Origin of the sequence: Rothia sp. CCM 9416, assembly GCF_048513535.1 — a bacterium.
Classification (GTDB): domain Bacteria; phylum Actinomycetota; class Actinomycetes; order Actinomycetales; family Micrococcaceae; genus Rothia.
Window position 1 is genome coordinate 1 of record NZ_JBLXXR010000015.1, and the last position, 21,534, is coordinate 21,534.

General features: G+C 53.7%; 23 protein-coding genes, 1 other RNA gene and 1 pseudogene. 21 read left to right on the forward strand and 4 right to left on the reverse strand.

Going from position 1 to position 21,534, the window contains the following annotated elements:
- The first annotated feature begins 726 nt into the window (after positions 1-726).
- Complete coding sequence (locus tag ACN080_RS07235) at positions 727-1,182, forward strand: rolling circle replication-associated protein (protein ID WP_419113423.1); 456 nt, start codon at positions 727-729, stop codon at positions 1,180-1,182.
- A 310-nt stretch (positions 1,183-1,492) separates the two neighbouring features.
- On the forward strand, positions 1,493-1,648 hold the full coding sequence (locus tag ACN080_RS07240; protein ID WP_419113424.1) for a hypothetical protein: 156 nt from the start codon (positions 1,493-1,495) through the stop codon (positions 1,646-1,648).
- Here the strand turns inward: ACN080_RS07240 and ACN080_RS07245 are convergent.
- The gene (locus ACN080_RS07245) at positions 1,621-3,246 is read right to left on the reverse strand and encodes a recombinase family protein (protein ID WP_419113425.1); all 1,626 of its coding nucleotides are present in this window, start codon (positions 3,244-3,246) and stop codon (positions 1,621-1,623) included. The genes ACN080_RS07240 and ACN080_RS07245 overlap by 28 nt on opposite strands.
- Positions 3,247-3,271: 25 nt before the next feature.
- Here ACN080_RS07245 and ACN080_RS07250 point away from each other — a divergent pair.
- The 17 genes and pseudogenes from ACN080_RS07250 to ACN080_RS07330 form a co-directional block, all read left to right on the forward strand.
- Positions 3,272-3,901 (forward strand): annotated as a pseudogene (locus tag ACN080_RS07250) (CpaF family protein); the annotation flags it as partial.
- Positions 3,901-4,755 carry a type II secretion system F family protein gene (locus tag ACN080_RS07255; protein WP_419100113.1) on the forward strand — a complete coding sequence of 285 codons (855 nt, stop codon included), beginning with the start codon at positions 3,901-3,903 and terminating at the stop codon, positions 4,753-4,755. The pseudogene ACN080_RS07250 and the gene ACN080_RS07255, both read left to right, overlap by 1 nt.
- A complete protein-coding gene (locus tag ACN080_RS07260; RefSeq protein WP_419113426.1) occupies positions 4,752-5,687 on the forward strand; it encodes a type II secretion system F family protein in 936 nt (311 codons plus the stop codon). The genes ACN080_RS07255 and ACN080_RS07260 overlap by 4 nt, the downstream gene beginning before the upstream one ends.
- Before the next feature lie 50 nt (positions 5,688-5,737).
- The gene (locus ACN080_RS07265) at positions 5,738-5,947 is read left to right on the forward strand and encodes a hypothetical protein (protein ID WP_419104288.1); all 210 of its coding nucleotides are present in this window, start codon (positions 5,738-5,740) and stop codon (positions 5,945-5,947) included.
- Between the two features lie 13 nt (positions 5,948-5,960).
- Positions 5,961-6,350, forward strand: coding sequence for a TadE/TadG family type IV pilus assembly protein (locus tag ACN080_RS07270; RefSeq protein ID WP_419100522.1), 390 nt, complete (start codon positions 5,961-5,963; stop codon positions 6,348-6,350).
- Positions 6,351-6,363: 13 nt separating this feature from the next.
- Entirely contained in the window at positions 6,364-6,822 is a 459-nt protein-coding gene (locus tag ACN080_RS07275; RefSeq protein ID WP_419113427.1) for a hypothetical protein, read from the forward strand.
- Positions 6,819-7,379, forward strand: a complete 561-nt coding sequence (locus ACN080_RS07280) for a pilus assembly protein TadG-related protein (protein WP_419100520.1) — start codon at positions 6,819-6,821, stop codon at positions 7,377-7,379. Before ACN080_RS07275 ends, ACN080_RS07280 begins: the two co-directional genes overlap by 4 nt.
- A 238-nt stretch (positions 7,380-7,617) precedes the next feature.
- On the forward strand, positions 7,618-7,881 hold the full coding sequence (locus ACN080_RS07285) for a hypothetical protein (protein ID WP_419113428.1): 264 nt from the start codon (positions 7,618-7,620) through the stop codon (positions 7,879-7,881).
- Positions 7,882-7,962: 81 nt separating this feature from the next.
- The gene (locus tag ACN080_RS07290; RefSeq protein WP_419113429.1) at positions 7,963-8,133 is read left to right on the forward strand and encodes a hypothetical protein; all 171 of its coding nucleotides are present in this window, start codon (positions 7,963-7,965) and stop codon (positions 8,131-8,133) included.
- A gap of 312 nt (positions 8,134-8,445) precedes the next feature.
- Positions 8,446-9,570 carry a peptide chain release factor 2 gene (gene prfB / locus ACN080_RS07295; protein WP_419104290.1) on the forward strand — a complete coding sequence of 375 codons (1,125 nt, stop codon included), beginning with the start codon at positions 8,446-8,448 and terminating at the stop codon, positions 9,568-9,570.
- A gap of 3 nt (positions 9,571-9,573) precedes the next feature.
- A complete protein-coding gene (gene smpB, locus ACN080_RS07300; RefSeq protein ID WP_419100518.1) occupies positions 9,574-10,065 on the forward strand; it encodes an SsrA-binding protein SmpB in 492 nt (163 codons plus the stop codon).
- Between the two features lie 24 nt (positions 10,066-10,089).
- On the forward strand, positions 10,090-10,785 hold the full coding sequence (locus ACN080_RS07305) for a DUF4190 domain-containing protein (protein WP_419113430.1): 696 nt from the start codon (positions 10,090-10,092) through the stop codon (positions 10,783-10,785).
- 141 nt (positions 10,786-10,926) lie between these two features.
- Positions 10,927-11,302: a transfer-messenger RNA gene (ssrA, locus tag ACN080_RS07310) on the forward strand.
- 259 nt (positions 11,303-11,561) lie between these two features.
- On the forward strand, positions 11,562-12,095 hold the full coding sequence (locus ACN080_RS07315; protein ID WP_419104293.1) for a hypothetical protein: 534 nt from the start codon (positions 11,562-11,564) through the stop codon (positions 12,093-12,095).
- A 163-nt stretch (positions 12,096-12,258) separates the two neighbouring features.
- Positions 12,259-15,045, forward strand: a complete 2,787-nt coding sequence (locus tag ACN080_RS07320) for a GNAT family N-acetyltransferase (RefSeq protein WP_419110603.1) — start codon at positions 12,259-12,261, stop codon at positions 15,043-15,045.
- Between the two features lie 95 nt (positions 15,046-15,140).
- Positions 15,141-15,722 (forward strand): DUF5998 family protein, encoded by a 582-nt coding sequence (locus ACN080_RS07325; RefSeq protein ID WP_419104343.1) that lies wholly within the window; start codon positions 15,141-15,143, stop codon positions 15,720-15,722.
- Between the two features lies 1 nt (position 15,723).
- Positions 15,724-16,947 (forward strand): alkaline phosphatase family protein, encoded by a 1,224-nt coding sequence (locus ACN080_RS07330; RefSeq protein WP_419113431.1) that lies wholly within the window; start codon positions 15,724-15,726, stop codon positions 16,945-16,947.
- A 76-nt stretch (positions 16,948-17,023) separates the two neighbouring features.
- Here ACN080_RS07330 and ACN080_RS07335 read toward each other — a convergent pair whose 3' ends face one another.
- Together ACN080_RS07335 and sepH are read right to left on the reverse strand one after the other, a co-directional pair.
- Positions 17,024-18,040, reverse strand: a complete 1,017-nt coding sequence (locus tag ACN080_RS07335) for a hypothetical protein (protein WP_419113432.1) — start codon at positions 18,038-18,040, stop codon at positions 17,024-17,026.
- A gap of 240 nt (positions 18,041-18,280) precedes the next feature.
- Positions 18,281-19,567 (reverse strand): septation protein SepH, encoded by a 1,287-nt coding sequence (gene sepH / locus ACN080_RS07340; protein ID WP_419113433.1) that lies wholly within the window; start codon positions 19,565-19,567, stop codon positions 18,281-18,283.
- A 420-nt stretch (positions 19,568-19,987) separates the two neighbouring features.
- On the opposite strand from sepH, the gene ACN080_RS07345 reads away from it, so the two are divergent.
- Complete coding sequence (locus ACN080_RS07345) at positions 19,988-20,287, forward strand: DUF4193 domain-containing protein (protein WP_419100511.1); 300 nt, start codon at positions 19,988-19,990, stop codon at positions 20,285-20,287.
- Positions 20,288-20,409: 122 nt separating this feature from the next.
- On the opposite strand, the gene ACN080_RS07350 is transcribed toward ACN080_RS07345, so the two are convergent.
- Positions 20,410-20,886: a DUF3093 domain-containing protein gene (locus ACN080_RS07350; RefSeq protein WP_419104298.1), complete on the reverse strand. Its 477-nt coding sequence runs from the start codon at positions 20,884-20,886 to the stop codon at positions 20,410-20,412.
- A 202-nt stretch (positions 20,887-21,088) separates the two neighbouring features.
- On the opposite strand from ACN080_RS07350, the gene dut reads away from it, so the two are divergent.
- Positions 21,089-21,532, forward strand: a complete 444-nt coding sequence (gene dut, locus ACN080_RS07355; RefSeq protein WP_419100509.1) for a dUTP diphosphatase — start codon at positions 21,089-21,091, stop codon at positions 21,530-21,532.
- Positions 21,533-21,534: the final 2 nt, after the last annotated feature.

Here is a 21,534-nt window from a genome sequence, read left to right on the forward strand (position 1 = left end):
TTCACGCAGGGGGGGGCTCTTGGGGGTGCTGCTGGTGCTGGTGTGCGTTCCGCCCTCTGACCTAGCCGGTTCCTGCTAGGGACTCCCAGCAGGGTGTTCCCCCTGCACCTCCTCTTAATCCCCTTTTCTCCCTTTTGCCCGCCGTTCGCCCAGTTTTTCCTCGCGCTGTGCCCGCGCCTCGGCCGTGTTGTTGGGGTCTCCCGCGCTGTGCCCCTATCCCTCGCGCCCCAAACGTTTTTGCTAGCTAAATATTTTTTGATTTTTCTCTAGGACTCTGTAGAAAACCAAGAGCAAATAGTGAGAAGCTGGTATTGCTTTGAAAGAAAGCCCCTCGGAAAGGTGCTCACTACCTAATGGGCCGGGGGGTTTTCGACTTTAAGAGAACATTTTTCTCTACTTAGTAGAAAAATCCTTGATGTATTTCTTATCTTTGGAATATCAAAGCAAAACCAATAACCCCATTGATAGAAAGTGAGATTAGATAGAAAGTTTTTAGATTCTCTTTTGCGGGTTGAGCGGGTTAGCTCCCCGCGATTACCGGTTAAAAATACCAATTGTGCTAGACCGCGCCTAGGATTATCCCGTAGTGGACTGTTTTGGGTACGATGCAATAGCCGTAATGCAGAGGTATGCGCTAGCTGTGCTCTGCTCTGGCAAAGAGTACGTACGTTCGCGGTATCGCTTGGCCTATTGAAGGCTAGTGAACATGGTGATACGACTCTTTTTGTGACTCTTACCGCTCCAGGAAGTGTGAGTGTGAAAGATTTTAATGATTCTGCCCCTCGTTTATGGCGCGCAACTATTGCTCGTCTTCGCAGGGCTTTTCCTGGGCTTGAATATGCCGTGAGGTGGGAGGTGCAGGGGCGGGGCGCTGTTCATGCCCATGCGGTTTTCGTTATCCCCAACGCGCCAGTAAACGTTGAGCAACTAGTCCATGAGTCTGTTAGCGCGGTTCGCTCCCGTTCTGAAGCTGAGCCGTGGCGTAAAAGAGCAGTGCGGTGGGGTTTTTTTACGGCAGAAGAGCCAGAAAATTTGTTCGCGGTAAGCCATTATATGAATAAAGATTCCACGCTTGCGCCTATTCCTGGTTTTAGGGGACGGACGTTTACAATGTCGCGTGGGTTTGTCGGTAAGCCACTTGATGAAGTAAAGAAGCTTTATGTTTCACAGCGTAGAAATTGAAAATTTGTTATTCCAGGGGTGAAGTGTGTCCAAAATCTGTTTTAAAGGACGTTTTCCCTGAAAAAATATGGATTTAATGTGATTTTGCTGAATTGAAATAGTGGAAAAGTTCTTCTGGATTCTTCCTGTTTTATCTATTAACCAGTTCCCTGTTACAAAATCTTCAGAATCCTTTATTTGTAAGGGTTTCAGTTAATTCTTTGATGCTTCCTAAATCGCTTTGTGTTGCCTTCTAAGAGGCTCTCAGGAGCTAATGCATAAAAGCCCCTTACAGGTCTTTTAGGAGCCTGTGAGGGGCTAAAATGGGGGTATGACTGAACAGCAGCCGGTTGACCCTACCACCTTTGAAAGTCTTGGTGCTTCTCTTGCTAGAGCAACTCCCCTTAGTGTGGAGGAAGCCGCGCTTATTGCTGAGAAGCTGTCCGATTTAGTGGATAGCTATGACTCGGCTGAGCATTCTTCGTAGTGTTGTTTGAACAGCGGTCGTTGTATGAGCTGATTGCAGTTTTTGCATTCAATTTTTGATGTGGGTGGGGCGGGCGTGCCTTGGGGGAGCCGTACGGGGCGTTTGGTTCCGGTCACCCATAGCTCGATTCGGTGCATGTCTGTAGTAGCCCCCCTTCTTCCGCCTTTAATTTGCTGTCCGGGGTAGATGTTTATGCGGTCGAGAACTTGGCGTATGGCGTGGCGTCGCTGGGTAGGGGTTACTGAGTAAAAAAGATTGTAGATGTCTTCGAAGGTGAGGGCGCTGGTGTGCCTTAGAAGAGCCTGAATTCTCTGCTCTTCGAGCAGTTCCAGTTCGTTGGTGATGCGGTTTAGTTTTTGGGTGACTGCCTCTATGACGTGGGGGTTGAGGGTGTCGTGTAGCTGGCTGGTCAGTGCTGTCTGCGCTTCACGTAGTTTTTTGATGCGAGTTTCTGTGTCGTTGCTTGTGTGGTGGTGGTTTTTGCGGTGTGCGTCAAAGGCGGCTCTGAGGTTATCGTCTTTGAGTAGACCTCGGACGTAGTCTTCAATAAATTCTTCGAGAACCAGTGCGCTTATCCCATTTGAGCATCGTGTGTCTTTGGGGTAAACCTGCCCTGGGCACTGGTAGCGGCGAAAAATACGGTCTTTTCGGGATGAGTACGCGGCATTCATCTTCCGACCGCATTCGGCACAAAATACGAGGCCGGAGAGTAGGGGAGAGCGGTGGGACTTTCGGTGTATCTGAGTACGGGGCGCAACGATGGCTTTGACCTGCTCCCATTGGTCAGGGGTGATAATCCCCTGGTGAATGAGTACGGGGCGCCCTTGATGCATGATTGGCTCTAGGTGGCGGGGGGAGCGGGAAGGCGCGTTTTTGGCTAGTTGAGTGGCATATCCTGCAAGTGTGGGGTTAAGGAGAACTTGCTGTACGGCTTTGTAATTCCAGGGTTGACCGGTGCGAGTTGTATGGCCTTCCGCTGTGAGGCTTTGTGCGATTTCTCCGATGCTTTTGTGCTCGGTTAGTAGAAGCTCAATCATCCGCTCCACTGTACGGCCTTCTATGGGGTGTGGGATGAGTTTTTTGTATCCTTCTGCGTCACGGTCGGTTGGGGTGAATCCGTAGGGTGGGACGCCTCCTGTCCATGAGCGAAGCTTGAGGTAGTCGCGGTTCGCTTTGATACGGGTTGCTGTTGTTTCGGACTCGTTTTGGGCTATTGCGGCCATGAGGTGGTAGAGCAGAGCATCTTGTGGGTTTTGGGGGTCAATAAGTCTTGTCTGCGTGTGTATGCGTACGCCGTATTGCTGGCAAAGCTCGAAGAGCCTGACGGTTTCTGCTACTCGCCGGCCTAGCCGGTCTTCCCGGAAAGTGACGATGACGTCAAATTTCCGGTTTTGGAGGTCTTCTAGCATTCGCTCGAATTCACTCCGGTTGGCGGTTCGGCTGAAACCGGAGACGATTTGGGAGTACGTTCCGACGTGTGTGTAGCCGTTATCTTCGGCTATTTTTTGGCAGATTGCGAGCTGTACTTCACGTGAGCGCTGACCGTCTGAGAGGTGCTCCTCGGTAGATTTACGAATGTAGAAAACACAAGTTGTCATAAATGTCATTCTATACGGGTCTGTTGCTACCCAGTCTGGGAAAACGACCATGCTGAACTGCCTGGCTGCTTCGATTGGTATGCGCGAGCGCGTTATTACCTGTGAGGAAATCTTTGAGCTAAAGATTCCGCTACGCGATGTTGTGAATATGCAATGCCGCCAGCCAAACCTCGAAGGCCAAGGGGAGATTCCGCTCAGACGTTTGGTTAAGGAAGCACTGCGTATGCGACCTGACCGGCTGATTATTGGTGAAGTCCGTGAAGCCGAATCACTCGATATGCTCATAGCATTGAACTCAGGTCTACCGGGTCTGTGCACGATTCACGCAAATTCAGCACGCGATGCAATTACCAAGATGTGTACGTTACCTCTTCTTGCGGGGGAGAACATCTCAAGTTCCTTTGTCGTTCCGACCGTTGCATCCTGCTTTGACCTCGTTGTTCACTGTACCCGAGACCTGCATGGTAAAAGGCAGGTCCGGGAAATTATCGCAATTGGTAACCGTGTTGAGAACGGGGTTATCGAAACAACTACTCTGTTCAAACGTGATGGTGACAGACTGATATGCGTGGCCTCTGAGGTTCCTTCACCCGAGAAGTTCCACTATGCGGGTTTTGTGCCTGACCAGCTTCTTAACTTTGAGGAGGCAGACTGATGGGTGTTCTTCTCGGTATCTGCCTTGGGTTTGGCGGCTTGCTAACCTATATGTCGTTTTGGGATCTGCCGCCCAAAGCTAAAAAGCCTCGTCCAATCCCAGCTCTCGTGCAGCTCCTACGGCAGGCTGATCTTGAAAAGGTAACGGTGAGCATGTTCTACTCGCTCTCCACCTGTTCAGGATTTCTAGGTCTTGTTCTTATCTTTGCGCTCACCTCACTGATTCCCTTGTCTCTCTTGGCAGGGCTTGTGGGATTTTTTGCACCTCGCATGATGGTCAAGCACCGGGCAAATAAGCGCCAGGCCCAGCTCCGTGATCTCTGGCCCGACGCTGTGGATCATCTCCGGTCCGCTATTCGCGCCGGTATGTCACTACCAGATGCCCTTATGCAGCTTCAGTATCGAGGCCCAGAACCTTTGCGTCCAGCATTTGCTTCTTTTGCCTCTGACTATCGTGCAAGTGGTGAATTCCTGCCAGCTCTCAACCGTTTGAAAGACCGGCTGAGTGACCCAACAGCTGACAATATTATCGAGGCACTCAAAGTAACGCGTGAGGTGGGCGGTACCGACCTGGGTAGATTGCTTGGAACTTTATCTAGCTTCTTACGTGAGAATAGTAGGACGCGTTCTGAGCTTGAAGCTAGGCAATCGTGGACAATCAATGCGGCGCGTCTAGCCTGTGTTGCTCCGTGGGTGATTCTTTGTCTGATGGCAACCCAGCCCAGCACTATCCGTATCTATAACAGCTTTGCCGGTTTTGCGGTGCTGGGTGGGGGCCTGGCTCTGACAGTTATTGCCTATCGCTTGATGATGAGGATTGGCGCTCTGCCTGAAGAAAAGAGGGTTCTACTATGAACTCCGCACTGCTTCTAGCTATGCTGCTCGCTACCGGAATGTGGCTTGTGTATTCAAGCGTTACTAGGCACCGAACTGAAGATTTTTCTGATCGTATTGCGCCACAACTTCGGGCTGCCGAGCTACGCAATAACCGGGGCTCTGAACCCTATGCGACATTACCTGAGGGGCTGTACGGTGCAAGCATGAGCTTGCTGGGGCCTTGGGTTGAGAAAGCCTATAAAGCTTTCGGCAGCTCAAGCTTTGACCTGGCCGGTCTTGAAAAGCGAATAGATCAGCTCGGGGGTGGCCTTACTATCGCTGAATACCGGGTTCAGCAGGTACTTTGGTGCCTTTCTGCTCTCATGATGGGCACATGTCTTGTGGCCTTGGGGGCAGCACAGGGGAAAATCGGACTTATCCCCGGTCTTATTCTTATTGCTTTGGCAGGGATGAGTGGCTATCTTGGCCGGGACTACTGGCTAAGTCAGCAAATTAAGAAAAGGGAAAAAGCGATGCTGGCCGAATTCCCAGCACTTGCTGAACTTATGGCCCTATCCGTTACTGCCGGTGAATCAGCACTAGGATCACTTGAAAGAGTGGTGAGGAGTTCCAACGGAGAACTTGCCCAGGAGTTTAAAGAGATTCTTGCCATGACTCGTACGGGGGAGCCTCTAGTCTCTGCACTACAAAACTTTTCTCAAAGAACCTCAGTAGCCGCTCTTGCCCGTTTTGTAGATGGGTTGGTTGTCGCTATCGAGAGAGGCACGCCGCTTGCCGATGTGCTGAGAGCCCAGGCTCAAGATGTCCGCGATAATGCCAAGCGGGAGCTCATGGAGACAGCTGGGAAAAAAGAAATCGGCATGATGGCCCCAGTTGTTTTCCTTATCCTCCCCCTCACTGTACTCTTTGCCATGTTCCCGGGGATATCACTCCTGAACCTTAATTTTTAGACCTTATCCACCAGTTGCCTATTAGGGCAGACCCATAGAGGAGAAACACTATGAAGAAGCTACTCACCGACACCTACATCAAGGCTCTGCTTGCAGTATTTGCGCCCCTTGACACCAAGGATGACACTGAACGCGGCGACGTTCCGGGCTGGGTCATGGTTACCATGATGACCGCAATTTTAGTTGCAGCTATCCTGGTCGTCGCTCAGGATGCCTTGATCAGCATGTTTAATAATGCTATGGCCATGATGAATCGCTAAGGCCGCGCCTACCATGCCATCACTAGCTCGGGAGAAGGAAAGAGGGAACGCCCCTGCTGAATTCGTGATGGTTTCAGCTATGGTGCTCATGCTCTTTTTGGGTGTTCTGCAAATAGCTTTTGCAATGTTTACCAAAAACGTGGTGCAGGACGCCGCCTCTCAGGGCGCACGGTATGGTGCCATGCTAGACCGCACCCCAGGTGATGGCGAAGAAAGAACTCGCGAGCTTCTCTATAGCGTTTTACCGGAGAGCTATTCCACAAGCGTGACTAGCTCTGTGACCCAGTGGCAGGGGGCAGAGGCTGTAGAAATCAGAGTTGCTGCGCCAATTCCTGTGATTGGACCTTTCGGTTTGGGCGGGACATGGGAGGTGACCGGACATGCTGTTCTTCAAGGTGACTGAATGTAGGCGCCGTGTGGAGCAAAGGTTAGGCCTGCTAAGAGAGGGCTGCTGTGCTTCTGGAACTGAGCGCTCCCATGAAGCCGGCAATGCACTGATCGAGTTCATCATGCTCGGTGCCCTGCTCATGGTTCCTACCGTGTATTTTCTACTGTCCGTTTTTGCCATGCAGTCAGCAGCTTTTGCGGCCTCTAATGCCAGCGCCCAAGCACTTCAGGTCATTCAGCAACTGCCTCCTGACCAAAGAAGTCAGGGCACCGCTAGCTCAGTTGCCGTCATGGCAGCAAGTGACTTTGGGCTGGACGGTAACCACATCACTACTAGGCTGGGCTGCGAAAACACCTGTGCGCAGGGCGAACGAGTCACGGTTGATGTTACGGTTCAAGTTGACCTGCCCTTGATTCCTTGGGCAGGGGCACCGACTATGGCTAATATGACCTCTCGGGCCATTAGCTGGGGAGGAAACTACTCATGATCGCTCTGCGCACTGTCAAAGTCTTGACCAGGGCAGCTTTCTGCTCAGGTAAGACCGGGGGCTTAGAAGAGGGGCCTAGGGCACTAGCTCAGTATTTTCCATTTGTCAGAAGCACCAAATCGGAATCTGAGCGGGGGAGTGTTCTCATCTTTATCGTGGGTTTATGCTTGGTTCTGCTCCTGGTGGCCTCGACTGTGGTGGGGGTAAGTTCTGTCTATTTGGAGCGGCATAGACTTCAGTCTTTGGCAGATCAGGCTGCAACGTCGGCGGCTCAGAGGGTTGAAGGGATCTCTGCGGCCTCGGAATCCGAGGCGCTTATCCACCTTAACAGCGCTACTGTCACCAGCACTACTCAAACCTTCCTCACCGAGAGCGGAGCGGCCGGTGATTTTTCTAATCTGGCGCTGAGCCCCGGTACCGGTGTATCGGGTAACAACACAGCTGTGGTGGTTCTCTCCGCAAGTGCCCACCCACCCTTGCTCTCCATTGTTGTACCCGACGGAGTGAATATAACGGTAACTGGTAAAGCGCGGGCAAGAGCTACCCAAGGGCAATAATCTATGAGGACTACTCACAAGGTATACCGGGCTTATGCTCTTTCTTGACCCTCTCCTCTGGTACGCTGGTGCTCACAAGGCACACTAGTCCTAAGCCAGCAACTTGGCTGTGTGACTGTCTGACCTACCCTGATGAATAAGCACCAATAAGTAGTAGACCGGGAGATAAATACCATCTGACCCCGCCGGCAGATATGCAGGATAAATTCATTCTCATATCATGTCTTAGAGAGAGATTATGGTTAAGGAAAATAATCCAATCCCATACAAGCTCAGGCTCAAGGAACTATTTTTCGACTATTTATTGATAGTTACTTACCTAGCCTTACTGTTGGCTGTGGCAATGACAGGCTACCTGCTGGTGTCTGGGGGCTTGCCCAGTAGGGGAGAGCTTGCATCTCAAGTCATCGCCTTTTTGAGCTCGGTTCTCCCGCTGATCCTCATTTTTCCTACCTTGACTATTCCTCAGCTGGCAGCTGTGGTAAGCGAAAAGTCGGATTAAAGCTGGTTTACTGTAAAAAATCATTCAAGGCCAGTCTTATAAGGAACAGCGTGAAAATTTCTACCCTGGCAAGTTGCCCATATGGGCATAATTCACGGAACATATTCAGAATTTGATGCTTTATCAATCATCCTCATGGAGGCCAGCATAATTGGGGCGGCGGTGCTGTTCTTTATGGCCCTGTTCAGAAAAGATAAACGGCATCTGGGAGATTTTCTGGCAAAAACACAAGTTCAAATGGGCGTTGAATAAGCTTTGGCTCACCCTACCTAACAGCAGATAAATTCTAGGAACAGTGATCAAGTTCGGTGGCGGTATGACAGTCAGCTGGGGTTGTGACTTTTGGTATAAGCCTCGTACTACTGAGCCAAAGCAAGGGCAAAGAACCAAAAGCCTAGTTGAACACCCAGACTGGTTAAGGCAATGGAAAAGGAGCCGGAAGGTTCAGAGTAGCTGATAAGAGGTAGCAGCTGATAGGTTTTAGGCTCTGAGAAAGCTAGCCTTTTGCTACAAACTAGCCCCAAACCAAGCGCCCGTTCAGGGTTTCCGATATTGTTAATAGCCATGGCTACTTTAGACTTCTCTGCCCAGATCAAAACCTTGCGCTCAACATACGCCTCCATCGAAGAGGTCAGCGATGTTGAGCACTTGCGTGCAAGCATCGCAGAACTCTCCCAAGCCGCCGGCGCACCCGAACTCTGGGACAACCCAGAAAGCGCCCAAAAAATCACCTCAGCCCTATCCCACAAACAGGCCGAACTCGATAAACTCATCAACCTCAAACAAGCCATTGACGACCTAGAAATCATGGTCGGCCTAGGCCAAGACGAAGAAGACGCCGAAGTCCTGGCCGAAGCCGAAACAGAGCTGCGCGCCATTGAAAAGAAGCTCAAAGAGCTCGAAGTTATCACCCTGCTATCGGGGGAGTACGACCAGCGCGAAGCCGTTATTACAATCCGCGCAGGAGCTGGCGGAGTTGATGCCGCAGACTTCGCTGAAATGCTCATGCGCATGTACCTGCGCTGGGCGGAGAAGAACGGCTTTGAAACAGCAATCATGGATACCTCCTACGCTGAAGAAGCCGGCCTGAAATCAGCGACCTTTGAGGTCAAAGCTCCCTACGCTTTTGGGCGGCTATCGGTTGAGGCAGGAACCCACCGACTGGTTCGTATCTCGCCCTTTAATAGCCAGGGCAAGCGTATGACTTCCTTTGCCGCCGTTGAGGTTATCCCGCTGATTGCCCAGACCGACCACATCGACATCCCTGACTCTGAAATCAAGGTTGATGTGTTCCGGTCATCGGGCCCAGGCGGCCAATCGGTGAACACCACAGACTCGGCTGTGCGCCTGACACACATTCCCACCGGAATCGTGGTCTCTATGCAGAATGAAAAATCACAGCTCCAAAACAGAGCCGCGGCTCTACGGGTGCTGCAGTCCCGCTTGCTCCTGCTCCGCAAAGAGCAAGAAGACGCCCAGAAAAAAGAAATGGCAGGGGATGTGAAAGCAAGCTGGGGCGACCAGATGCGCTCCTATGTGCTCAACCCCTACCAGATGGTCAAAGACCTCCGCACCAGCTACGAAGAAGGCAACCCCAGCGCTGTTTTTGATGGTGCCTTAGACGGTTTTATCGATGCCGGAGTGCGCTGGCGCGCCGGGCAACGACAGACACGAAAGAACGAAGAGTAAGACGTGGCAAAAAAGAAAAAAGTAACCAAAGAAGACCCCAATAACCATACCGTTGCCTCCAACCGCCGGGCCCGCCATAACTACAACATCGTAGAAACTTGGGAAGCTGGCCTAGTGCTCATGGGCACCGAGGTTAAATCTCTACGCGATGGCGGCGCATCAATCACCGACGGCTTTTGCCAGATGTACGGTGATGAGCTGTGGCTTGAAGGCATCCATATTGCCGAGTACGGGCGGGGCTCTTGGACCAATCACGCAGCCCGCCGCCGCCGCAAGCTCCTGCTTCACCGCAGCGAGATTAACAAGATTGCCCAAAAATTGCGCGAGAGCGGCTATACCGTGGTACCCCTCAAACTCTATTTCAGCAAGGGGCGGGCTAAAGTAGAAATAGCTCTAGCCACCGGTAAGCGCGACTACGACAAGCGCCAGGCTCTCAAGGAACGCCAGGATAACCTGGAAGCCCAGCGGGCTATGCGCTATAAAAACCTCGGCTAAAGAAAACATATTGGAGAGAACACCATGACAACCGGAAACAACAACAATTACAACCCCTACGGCCAGTACGGCAACAGCCAAGGCACCAACGGAGCTGACGCTGAACTCAATCAGCAAGCTACCAGCCAGCCCGCAACTGACTATGGTCAGCAAGCCAGCGGGGGGCAAACCTCCTCAGATAGTTATGGCCAAGCTCAGGCCAATGCGCAGGGGGACACCGGCTACGGATCTTCCCAGCCCCAGTACGGTAATACCTCGGCCGCCAACCAGCAGCAGCCCAATTATTCTGCTCCGGGGTATGGCTATTCACAGTACCCTGCCGGTGGCTATCCTACGTACGCTGCTGCTGAGACCAATAAGCCAAAAGGGCTAGCTATCGCCTCTATGGTGCTGGGTATCATCGGCTTTATCTCAGGGTGGGCAGTAATCGGTGGCATTTTTGCTTTGGTGGCTATTGTCTTGGGTATTGTGGCCTTGGTCAAAACCAAGACCGGGGGTGGAGGAAAAGGGTTTGCAATTACCGGTATTGTTACCGGAGCCCTAGGTCTTCTCATCTCTATTCTCATGCTTATTCTTTTTGGGTGGATGTTCGCTGCCATCGGACCAGCTATGGAGAATTGCTCGCAGTACATAGATAATGAGACCCAGCTAGAGCAATGCCTCAATGAACAGCTGGGTCTTGAATTCGACTATTCTAGCGGTGAATATCAGAACTCCTAGCATCTATCGAACCTTTACAGCCAGGTAATACCAGTGATAGTATGAGGACCCTGAGATTGGTGGCCTGTCATCGCTCATATGGGCTGCGGCCCGAGCGAGGAGCGGGAACATCAAACTTGGGGTTCTTTGATAAAAGAATATGGGGATGATCGGTTTCGACGATGTGAGTTGAGATGGATGAAGCGTGCCGAGGATGCAGGGTTATCTCGTAAACGCCCTCTGCAAAAAAATAAGTGCAGAATCTAAGCGCACTGACTTCGCACTCGCTGCCTAATTAACCCAGCGATGCAGTCTGGTAGCCTGAGCCTGCCTTTAGCTCAGCCCCTACCATCAGTTTAAAAGGCCACTGCTGGTAACTCTCTTCGTAGGGGTTGCCGGGACTTTTATACGAATAGGTTAGGCCTTGTAAGTGTTTGCGCAAGCAAGGTAGCCGAAAACACCGATTTCACAAACTGCGCACGGAGAAGACCCGTTGACGCCACATCGGACCGGGGTTCGATTCCCCGCATCTCCACCATTTGTACTACAAGCAAAAAAGTTTGGGTACAGCTGAAGCCCTTGAGCTAGGTTTTATGCTGACAAGCATTTGCCTAGCTTGAGGGCTTTTCTGCCCTGTGCTAGCGCCCCGGTGCTAGATTTTTACCTTCATTTCTAAACTGTCATGATAGCCAGGGTCTCAGCCTAGCTGGCCGCTACAAAAGACCGCTGTCATAAACTGCAGAGCTGATAAGCTAAGTATGCCGGTATAACCAACCCGCGAAAGCGAGAAGCAAGCTGTGACTACTCAGAACCCTGCACCGAACTTGCCCCCTCAGCCGGGAGCAGTAGGGAACCTTCCTCCACAGGTACCGCTTGTGCCCGCTTTCGATATTGTGACCCCCGGCGAACCCCAAGAGTTTTTGGTACCACCCCAATTCCGTAAGCCCTACGGTGCTCTCGTCCGGGACAAGAGAGGCAAAGGCTACTACCTTGCGGTGATGTCTTTTTCTGCTGCCGTTACCAGCTATCTGGTTGTTTTCCTTGCCGGGATCCTGGCTCTTGCTGCCCTGATTCCGGCTGTGGGCGCTATCGTCCTGGGGATCCAGGCCCTGCGGTCTAAATCCCGCTCACCCCAGACGCAGTTAGCGGGCCAGACCTCCGGTTTTGCATGGGGCGGTATCGCCCTGGGTGCTCTTTGCCTGCCACTTACCGTGGGCATGTTCCTGCTTAATTCCTGGTTCCTGAGCTCAGCTGAGGCCGCTAACTGTGAATACATCTACCGAGGCGACGAAGCAGCTATCCAGCGTTGTATAGAAGCTAACACCTATTAGAGGTTAAGCCATCTTGACAAGGGCCTGCGCGGTCCATTGCCCCAGGGGCGCTAGGGAAAAGATTTGAGCCTGTGTGATAGAACTCATTCGGGTTAGTATAGGAGATAAGCTGGCCCTATGACAGCGGGGCTAGAAGCTGACATGTACCCACCAGGAGCGCCCCATGACTACCAGCAGTGGCTTTACCCCTCTTGACCCTGAGCACCCTACCACCGATGAGATCCCCTTCATCTACCCGGCACACTGGGAAGCGGATGTGGTGTTGCGGGACGGTGCCACAGCTAACCTCCGGCCCGTGCTACCCACAGACCGTGATGCCCTTGAGAAGATGTACGCAGGGCAGTCTGAGCGTACCATCTACCTTCGCTTCTTTACCCATAAGCCCAAACTCAGCGACAAAGAACTTACCCGCTTCACCACGGTAGATCACAATAACCGGGTCGCTTTTGTGATGATGCTGGGCGAGGAGATGATAGGGATCGGGCGGTACGACCGCACCAACGACCCAGCTGAGGCTGAAGTTGCCTTTATGATTTCCGACGCTCACCAAGGCCGGGGGATCGGGTCAATCCTCTTGGAACACCTGGCCGCTGCGGCCCACGAACGCGGGATTGATAGGTTCAGCGCGGAGGTCTTGCCACAAAACCGTAAGATGCTTAACGTCTTTACGGATGCTGGTTACGAGATTACCCGCGAGTTTGAAGATGGCCTGGTCATGGTTCACTTCAATATTGACCCCACAGACCGTTCAAGAGGTGTCATGGAAGCCCGTGAACACCGTGCAGAAGCCAAATCCATTGCTGAGCTTTTAGCACCCCAAGTTCTTGCTGTTGTGGGTTCTGCCGATAACTGGGAAAGAACCGGGCACAAAGTTCTTAAGACGCTGGTCAAAGGGGGCTTCAAGGGCAAAATTTACGGGGTCAACGAAGCCGCACACCCCGCCGGAGATATCCCTGTTCTGGAGAGCATCACCCAGGTACCTGAGCACGTGGACCTAGCCATTATTGCTGTGCCCATCAAAGATGTGCCGACCGTAGTTGAGGCCTGTGGCCAGGCAGGAGCCAGGGGCGTTCTCATCTACACTACTGGCTATGCAGATGATGGCGTGCGTGGCCGTGCCCGCCAAAAAGCCCTGGTCAAACTGGCTAGGAGCCACGGGATGCGGGTTATTGGGCCTGCTTCATTTGGCCTGCTCAACAACAACCCCGCTGTTCAGCTAGATGCCACTATCAGTTCACAAGATCCTGGCCCGGGGAGCCTGGGGCTCTTTAGCCAGTCCTCAGCTATCGGTGCCGTTCTTTCTAACTCCGCAGTGCGGCGAAACATCGGTGTCTCGTCACTGATTTCTGCAGGCAACCGGGCAGATGTTTCTGGCAATGACATTATGCAGTACTGGGAAGATGACGACGCCACCGGCGTATGTGCGCTCTACCTTGAATCCATTGGCAACCCCCGAAAGTTCTCGCGTATTGCCCGAAGGCTCTCACGGGCCAAGCCGGTTGTGCTGGCCAAAAATGCGGTAACCGGCCAGCAACTGCCGCCCGGTCACTCCGGACGCACCGCCATAACACCACCCTCCGCCTTGGACTCTATGTTCAAGCAGGCCGGTGTTATCCGCGCTGAAACCATTGAGCGGGCGCTCGACGTCACCCAGATTCTGGTCTCTCAGCCTTTACCTGCTGGCAGGCGGCTAGCTATTCTTTCGAATGCCTCAGCCCTGGGGCAGATTGTCGCTGACCGGGCCGAAGAGCTGCGTATCGAGGTTACTCTCACCGAAACTATGCTCAGGCTAACCGATGAGGCAGAGGATGGCCTTGAGATTTTGGAGGCCGTGGCAACCAGCGCCCTTGAATCTGCTGAGGTTGATGCTGTCATCGGTGTGTTTATTACGGGTGAATCAATTGACCCGCAGGACGTGGCGAGAGTACTTCATCGGGCAGGTCAGCAGAGCGGTAAACCTATCCTGGCTTCTTTCCCTGGAGCACTGAGCGATCAATCGACGCTACGCGGCATTTGGAGTGAAACAGCCCACAGCCAAGAGCAAGAGTCCGAAGGGGAGGGTACCGCCTGCCTGCAGGAAGGGCTTGCCTGCTTTGAATCACCGGGTGAATCAATTCTGGCGCTCGGTGCGGTTATGGATTATGTGGAATGGCGAGATAAAGAAACCGGTGCTCTGGCGGTGCCCGAAGGTATCAGCCCCAAAGCCGCCGCCGCAGATATTGCCACCCACCTACAAGCTGAAGCTGGGGCAGGCAGCTCCGGACCGGTAACACTTGATGACCTTGCTGCTACCCGTTTACTCGGGCACTACGGGATTAGCGTTCTTCCGGAATACCGCTTTGATACCCCAGAGCAAGCAATTGCTGCTGCGGCCCAAGCCGGCGGCTACCCCGTAGTCCTCAAAACAACCGATAGCTTCCTGCGCCACCGGATTGACCTGGGAGGGGTAAGACTCGGCATAGAAAGCGACGAAGACCTGGTAAGCGAAATCGCCCAGATGCACAGAACACTTGAACCCTACGGACATTTTGACCTAGCCCTCCAAAAGCAGGTACCCGCAGGCCAAACTGCCGTCCTCAAAGCTGTGGAAGACCCGCTGATTGGCCCGGTTGTTTCTTTTGGTATGGCTGGTGATGCCACCGCCCTTCTCGATGACTGGGCCCACCGTATCCCGCCTTTGACCGAGCGGGACGTCTACAAGATGGTTCGATCGCCCAAAGCCGCCAGTAAGCTATTTGACCCCGAGAACAGGCACACCGCGAGAACCGACTTGCTAGAGGACCTATGCGCACGGGTAGCGCTACTCAAAGACAACCACCCAGAAATTGCGCACCTGGAACTCAACCCAATTCTGCTGTCACCCGATACGATGACGGTAGTGGGTGCCAGCATACAGCTTGCCCAGTCTGCCCAGCGTACCGACTCAGTACGGCGTGCCATGAGTAGCTAAAAACGGTCAGCCCTCCGACGACTGTATAGCTGGCATACCCTAGAATAGGGGGAGCAGGAACTAGGCTCACTGGAATAAGGACCACCGTGAATGATATGAGGGGTGCAACCGCGCTCACCCAAGATATTCAGAAGGCAGGGTTTTACCCCGAGCTTGTACTCGATACTGTTTCTGAAGCACTTGACGGACTAGAACCTACCGCCCACCTGGTGCAGGTGGAAACCCACTTCGATCAGAACGAAGTCCACCGGCATATTACGGTCTTAGTGGTTGCGGGGGAGCACCTACTTGTTGCGCATCTTGATGATCAAAACCTCGATGATGAGGGGCAACAGGTACTCGCCCACGTTTCGGTTGAGACCCTTCACATCAGCAAACTGACCACCTTGACGGTCAGCTACAGCTACCCCCAGCCCCAAGACTATGCACCTGGGCACCCTGTCTCGGAGGTATCACTCTTAATTGCATGGACGGGGTCGCACAGGCTGGATATCCAACCCGCCGAATGCGCCGAGCCGAGCTGCGACGCTAACCACGGCTACACAGGTTTAGTGCCTCGAGAAGATATGCTCATCCGCATCAGCACTTCAGCAGATGGGGCAGAAGCCACCGAAAAGGCTCGGCGCTTCGCGCGTACCCTGCGTTCAGCCCACCTGAACCTGGGAAGGGGGCGCTAAGGTGAAAGATTTTTGCGGCTATGAGTTACCCCCCACACCGGGCTACAAAAGCCACAACGTGGGTGACCTCTTCGAATCATGCGGCAGCCTCACAGGCCAGGGCTCCTTCCAACCTGATGACCACCCCCTCTACGGTCCGGGACGTCATGACTTATTGGGCCTTGCTGACCGCCTCAAAGCTGCAGGGGCAGACCCAAACCGTTACCGGAGCGTCTGCCTGGTTATGGTTGATGGGTTGGGGCAATCCCTGCTGAACCGGTATGGTTCTTACGCCCCCTTCCTTAAAAGTGCTAGGCAACTTGGGCCTCTTCACTCAGCGGTTCCCTCAACAACGGTGGCTTCGCTGACCAGCTTAGGCACCGCATGCCCACCTGGCTACCACGGTATGGCAGGCTATGAGGTCAAGAACCCCGCAAGCGGAAGGGTGATGAACCAGCTTTCTGGCTGGGATAAAGCTGTTTCACCCCGCGACTGGCAACCCTATCCCACAGTTTTTGAGCGCTACCAGAACCACCTTGACGTTGCTACGGTATCACTCAGCAAATACGCCGGATCGGGCCTGAGTGAGGCGGGGCTACGCGGTGGGCGCTTTGTGCATGCCGCCGGTTACGCGGCCCGCACCACCCTAGCGGCAAGCCTGCTGAACTCTCGCAAGCCGTCCTTAGTCTACCTCTACTGGGGAGAAATTGACCAGGCAGGCCACAAATACGGTACAGACTCTACCCAATGGCTTGAACAGCTTGAAGAGCTGAATCTAGCACTCAAATCCTTAGCCCGCCGCCTGCCACCCCACGTCCTGCTCTTACTCACAGCAGATCACGGCATGGTTGATATAGCACCAGAAGCGCGCATCGATTACTCGGGGGACAGCCAGCTCCTTGAGAATATTGAACTGACGGCGGGGGAGCCTCGTATGGTTCAGCTCTATCTCAAAGATAAGAGCCCAGCTGCAATCCAAGATACACTCGGGCGTTGGGGGGAATCTTGGGGAGAAAAAGCCTGGGTGGTTGAGACAGAAGAGATGTTCCAAGCCGGTTACTTTGGTGAGACTATCAGCGACACCGCGCGGGCACGTATTGGGGATATTGTGGTAGCAGCCCGGGAGCCCATTGCTCTCTACGATATGCGGCACTATAAGCCACACGCCCTGCAGATGGTAGGGCAACACGGGTCACTTACAGCAGAGGAAACACAGGTGCCTCTGCTTATGCTCCCCACCGGCTAAAGCTCCTACCAGAGCACAGTAAAGCCCCGTCCACCCCTAGCGAGAGGACGGGGCTTAATTCTTTTGGCTTTACACACTAAGGACTAGCAATCACAGTAGGTTCTTCCAAAGACGCCGCTGCAGTGGGGGCTTCAATAGGTGCGGTGGAGGGAGGCGGTAGCGGTGTCTCATCAATGACCTTGCCAGCGTCTGGGCCCGGCACCGTGGTCTCGATGGGGCGTTTGGGCTCATCGATAGGCGAAGCGTCGGCCGGAGGAGTAATCTCCGCTGGATCACTGGGGGACTCAGTAGGCTCTAAGGTAGCCTCTTCCGCCTCGGTGGGAGCTGGCTCAAGCGTAACAGGGGGTTCAGGCGCGGTCTCCTGCACTGTAGCCTCGGCTACAGGATCGGTGGTTGCGTACTGGACGGTACCGGGAGGGACAGCGTTTTCCTGAGCTTGCTGCTCAGTGACGGTTGGTTCCTGAGTATTAAAACTGGGGGTCGGTGCCGGGTAAGTACTGGTAGGAGTTGCGGGTGCCGAGGTCGTGGGGCTGTCACCGCTGGGAGCAACCGAGGTGCCTGAAGCCGGCTGCGAGCTGCTACCCTGGCCTGGCAACAGCAAAGCAAAAGCAAGGACCGCGGCGGCAGCGGTGAGAACCGCAGAACCTACAAAGAAAACCTTGGAACCAAGCTTTCGCTGAGCGGGCTCCTGAATCAGAGGACCCACCGGGGCTAAACGGTCCCGCTCGGCGGCAAAGGCAAGCTTCTGCTGTTCCTTCTCAGCCTGCTCAAGGGCCGCTGCGCGCTCAGCAGAGCGGTCAGCACGGCGCTCGCGCCGGGTTAGCTTCTCGAACTCATCACCGTTCTTCATGAGGCCGAGGGCCAGTGAGTCGTCTTCAATATCAATTTCTGTACGCTGTGAGCCGCTGTCGGCCGTGACGTATTCGTAGCCATTGGCTAGGGTCAAGACATCAGTAGCGTCACCCGATGCAGCTGGCGGCTCAGGATCAAGACTCGGGGTAGTCTCACCAGGGTTTTCGACCTTGGGCAGAGGTTCGGTGATGCTATCGGGCTCACCGGCAGTGCTGGAATCTTTAGGATATGAGTTAGGCAAATTTTCCTCATCAAATATTTATGCCCCACCGAGCGCCTAAGTTGGGGTATGGGTGGCGTCGGGCGAACTCTGGGTACGGGTGTCTGTCTAAGTCTACGTTGTCTTACGGGTTTTTGGGGCAGTGGCGCTTGTAACCCTTCACGAGCCATGCCGGGGTGGGAAACTATAAGTCAGCACAAAAAAGTCCTTGTGCCCTGATATTTAGGGCACAAGGACCGTGCAAGATAAGGGTGACCTGGGCTAGCGGCGCTGGTTGCCGAAGATAATGTCATCCCAGCTTGGAACGCTGGTCCTCTTACCGCGTGCAGGCTTAGCCTTAGGGCCAGAAGCTGCATCGCTTTCATCGCTTGATTGCTCCGAACCTTCAGGGAGCGCCTGAGGGTCATCGCTTACTGCCTGAGAAGCATGGTCGGTATCTTCTGAATCAGCATTAGATTGGTGCTCGGAGGTAGCGCTCAGATCCGCCTCAGCCGATTGTTCTTCAGCAGCTGTATCCTGCTCCAAAGCTTCAAGATTCTCCTGCCCGTTTTCTTCTGGGGCACCGTTTTGAGGCTCAGCCACAGACTCATCTGCTATAGAAACTGCAGTGTGGTCTTTAGGTACCTTAGTTTCAGCGGCTTCCTGGGTATCGGGGGCAGGCAGGTCATGGAGCTCACCTACCGACTGAGAACCGCGTCGGGCTCGCTCCAACAAGTCTGCCAGCTTGCGCTCACTGGCTGGGTCAAAGGAACGGACACCACGGCGCGACGATAGCTCGTCAAGGAGCTCGTTCTGCTCCTTGTTCTGGGGCACACGAACAGAGGTGACCTTAGGAGGTGCTACCTGAACACCCAAACCGGGAGCCTTCTTCTCGTCTTCCTGAGCTGTAGTAGCGTCCGGTGCCTGAGGTGAAGAAGGGGTGAGTCCGGGAATGGGGGAGTCGTGCGAGTGGTCACGGCCCATGAGGAAGTAAGCGGCCTCGTTGGAGGCATAGATACTCTGGTTAGCAGGGTTAAAGTTCCAGCGTGCCGGGAACATAACGGCCCTCGGAAGCTCAGGCAAAATATCATCGCTGAGTGAAATATCGAGGGAGACAGTCCACTGACCTGATTCCTGCTGCCAGGTGGACCAATCCATGGGTGCTTCTTCAAAGCCAAAGCGTGCCGAGACTTCTTCAATGTGCTGGTTAAGGCTCTGAGCGTTCTTGCCCTGGCCCGGAGCCGGCGAAATCATGACAGAGCGGGCTGTATGAATGATATTGGCACGTTCAGCCACAATAGGCCACTCGTAACGACGAACCCTGTTAGGTTCCCATCCTGATTCTGCGGCGATTTCTTCGACCGTTGCACCCTGGCGGAAACGGGTCTGAATCTCTCGGGGTCCGAAGGTGCCCTTGCTGCCCCCTCGGAGGGGATTAATACGGCGGGCGCGGGCAATGCTCTGGCGTAGGTTCTGATCAATAGGCAACAGATAGGTTTTGCCATCTGCTGATTCGAGGACCAGATTTTCTCCATCGTCGTGGATGCCAGTTAGGCGCAGTTCGGGCACTACACGGTCTCCTTTATGGGCAACTGGCGTTACCAGAGGGGTAACGCGCTTCTTCAATCTTTACACTTACTTGAAAGATTACCGTCTCAAGCTGTGCTTGAGGCAGAAAGTGGCCTTTCATGGGGCGGAAGATTGAAAAAACAGCCATATCTCAGGATTATTCTCTTAATCTCAAGCACAACTTGAGATGCCCTGAATGATGCGCCTGGCGCTTCTAGCCAGTTTGTGACTCGCTGTGCCAGAACATGAACGTTCTACTTGCAATCTGAGAACTAATGGTGAACAATTCTACCCGTCACCTCATCAACTCTGAGGGCCTATGGGATTTGCCTAGACCGGCGCTAACGGAGTGACCCAACGAGGTGCAGGTACCTCACCGACCCTGGGGTATCTACCCTTCGCACAGTTTACGGAGAAAATATGGCAACCGATTACGATGCACCTCGCAAGCAGGATGAAGACAGCAAAGACCAGTCTTTTGAGGAATTGCGATCACGCCCCTCAGAAATGCAGTCAGGCGCTGTTGATGAGGATGAGAACGCAGCAGCCGAAAGTTTTGAGCTCCCCGGCGCTGACCTCTCTAACGAGGAACTGAACGTGGTAGTTCTGCCCGCGCAGGAGGACGAGTTCACCTGCGGCTCCTGCTTCCTGGTGCGTCACCGTTCGCAGATTGCCCGCGAAGAGGGCGATTTCAAGTTCTGCATCGAATGCGAGAGCTAACCCTTAGCCTAAGAACGAGTAACTAAAGAGCCGAATGCGCTGATTGCATCCGGCTCTTTCTGTATCTATTGACCTAGAAAGGTTAGTGCCTTGCATAACCCCAGACAAGCGCAGCTGAGCGCTTATGATGCGTCTTGGTCAGCGGCTAGGCCCTGGTTCAGGATTTCTGCAATTTTTTCGGGGTGACGGCTTGAAGCGATCCAGTAGGGGGTGGGGTCAGCAGGATCGGTAATTTCCACCCGGATGACGGAAGTAATCCAGCCCCTGAAGCACATGTAGGCGCGGCCATCAAGCGCAGGGCCAGTGGCAACTCGCGCGTCTTCACCTCTGAAAGCCTCAGCGCGTCCTACAAATTCGCGTTCAATACGGGCACGACCAAAGCGAACAGCCGACTCAGTAATTTCTAGAGTTGGCGAGGTCCCATAGAGTAGGGCACCTACCGACAGGGCAACAATGATACCCGCTACAATACCGGCGGCGATATTGATGGGAGCGCCCACCAGGAAGGAAGCAAGGCCAGCTCCTAGGCATCCCAGCCAGAGACCTACCCCGGGAGCAAGACGTTCTTTATAAAGCACGGTAGCGGGGCTAGCAGACATGGTTTCCTTTGCTAAATATTCGGTGGGGAGTCACCTATCCTGATGAATAAGTGCCGTTCACAAGTCTACGAGATAGAAGAGGAACTTGGGCTGATGTGCCTTTTTCAACCTGAAACCGGTCAAACCAATTTCTTGGTCAGTTAAGTCCTTGATCTCTGGGGAGAATCACTTTTAGCTCTATGCCGGGTACAGTATAGGGGTGATGAATCAGATACATGTTGAAATCAAGATGCTCGATGAAGGGCTTGAGCCACCAGCCTATGCGCAGCCGGGAGATGCCGGAGCAGACCTGCGTTCGCGCATTGACCTGACCCTTGCCCCTGGGGAACGCGCCCTGGTCCCTACCGGTGTGGCTATCGCCCTGCCCGAGGGATATGTAGGGCTAGTGCACCCTCGCTCAGGGCTGGCTGCTAAGCACGGAATCACCATTGTGAATGCGCCCGGCACAGTCGATTCAGGGTACCGGGGTGAGCTGATGGTAAGCCTGCTCAACACCGACCGTGAGAAGAGCTTTGCGGTTAAGCGTGGTGACCGTATTGCCCAGCTGGTCATCCAGCGTTTTGAGACAGCCATCTTCAGCCTGGTTGATGAGCTTGATGAAACTGAACGCGGTTCTTCGGGCTTTGGCTCAACCGGCGTACAGTAGTT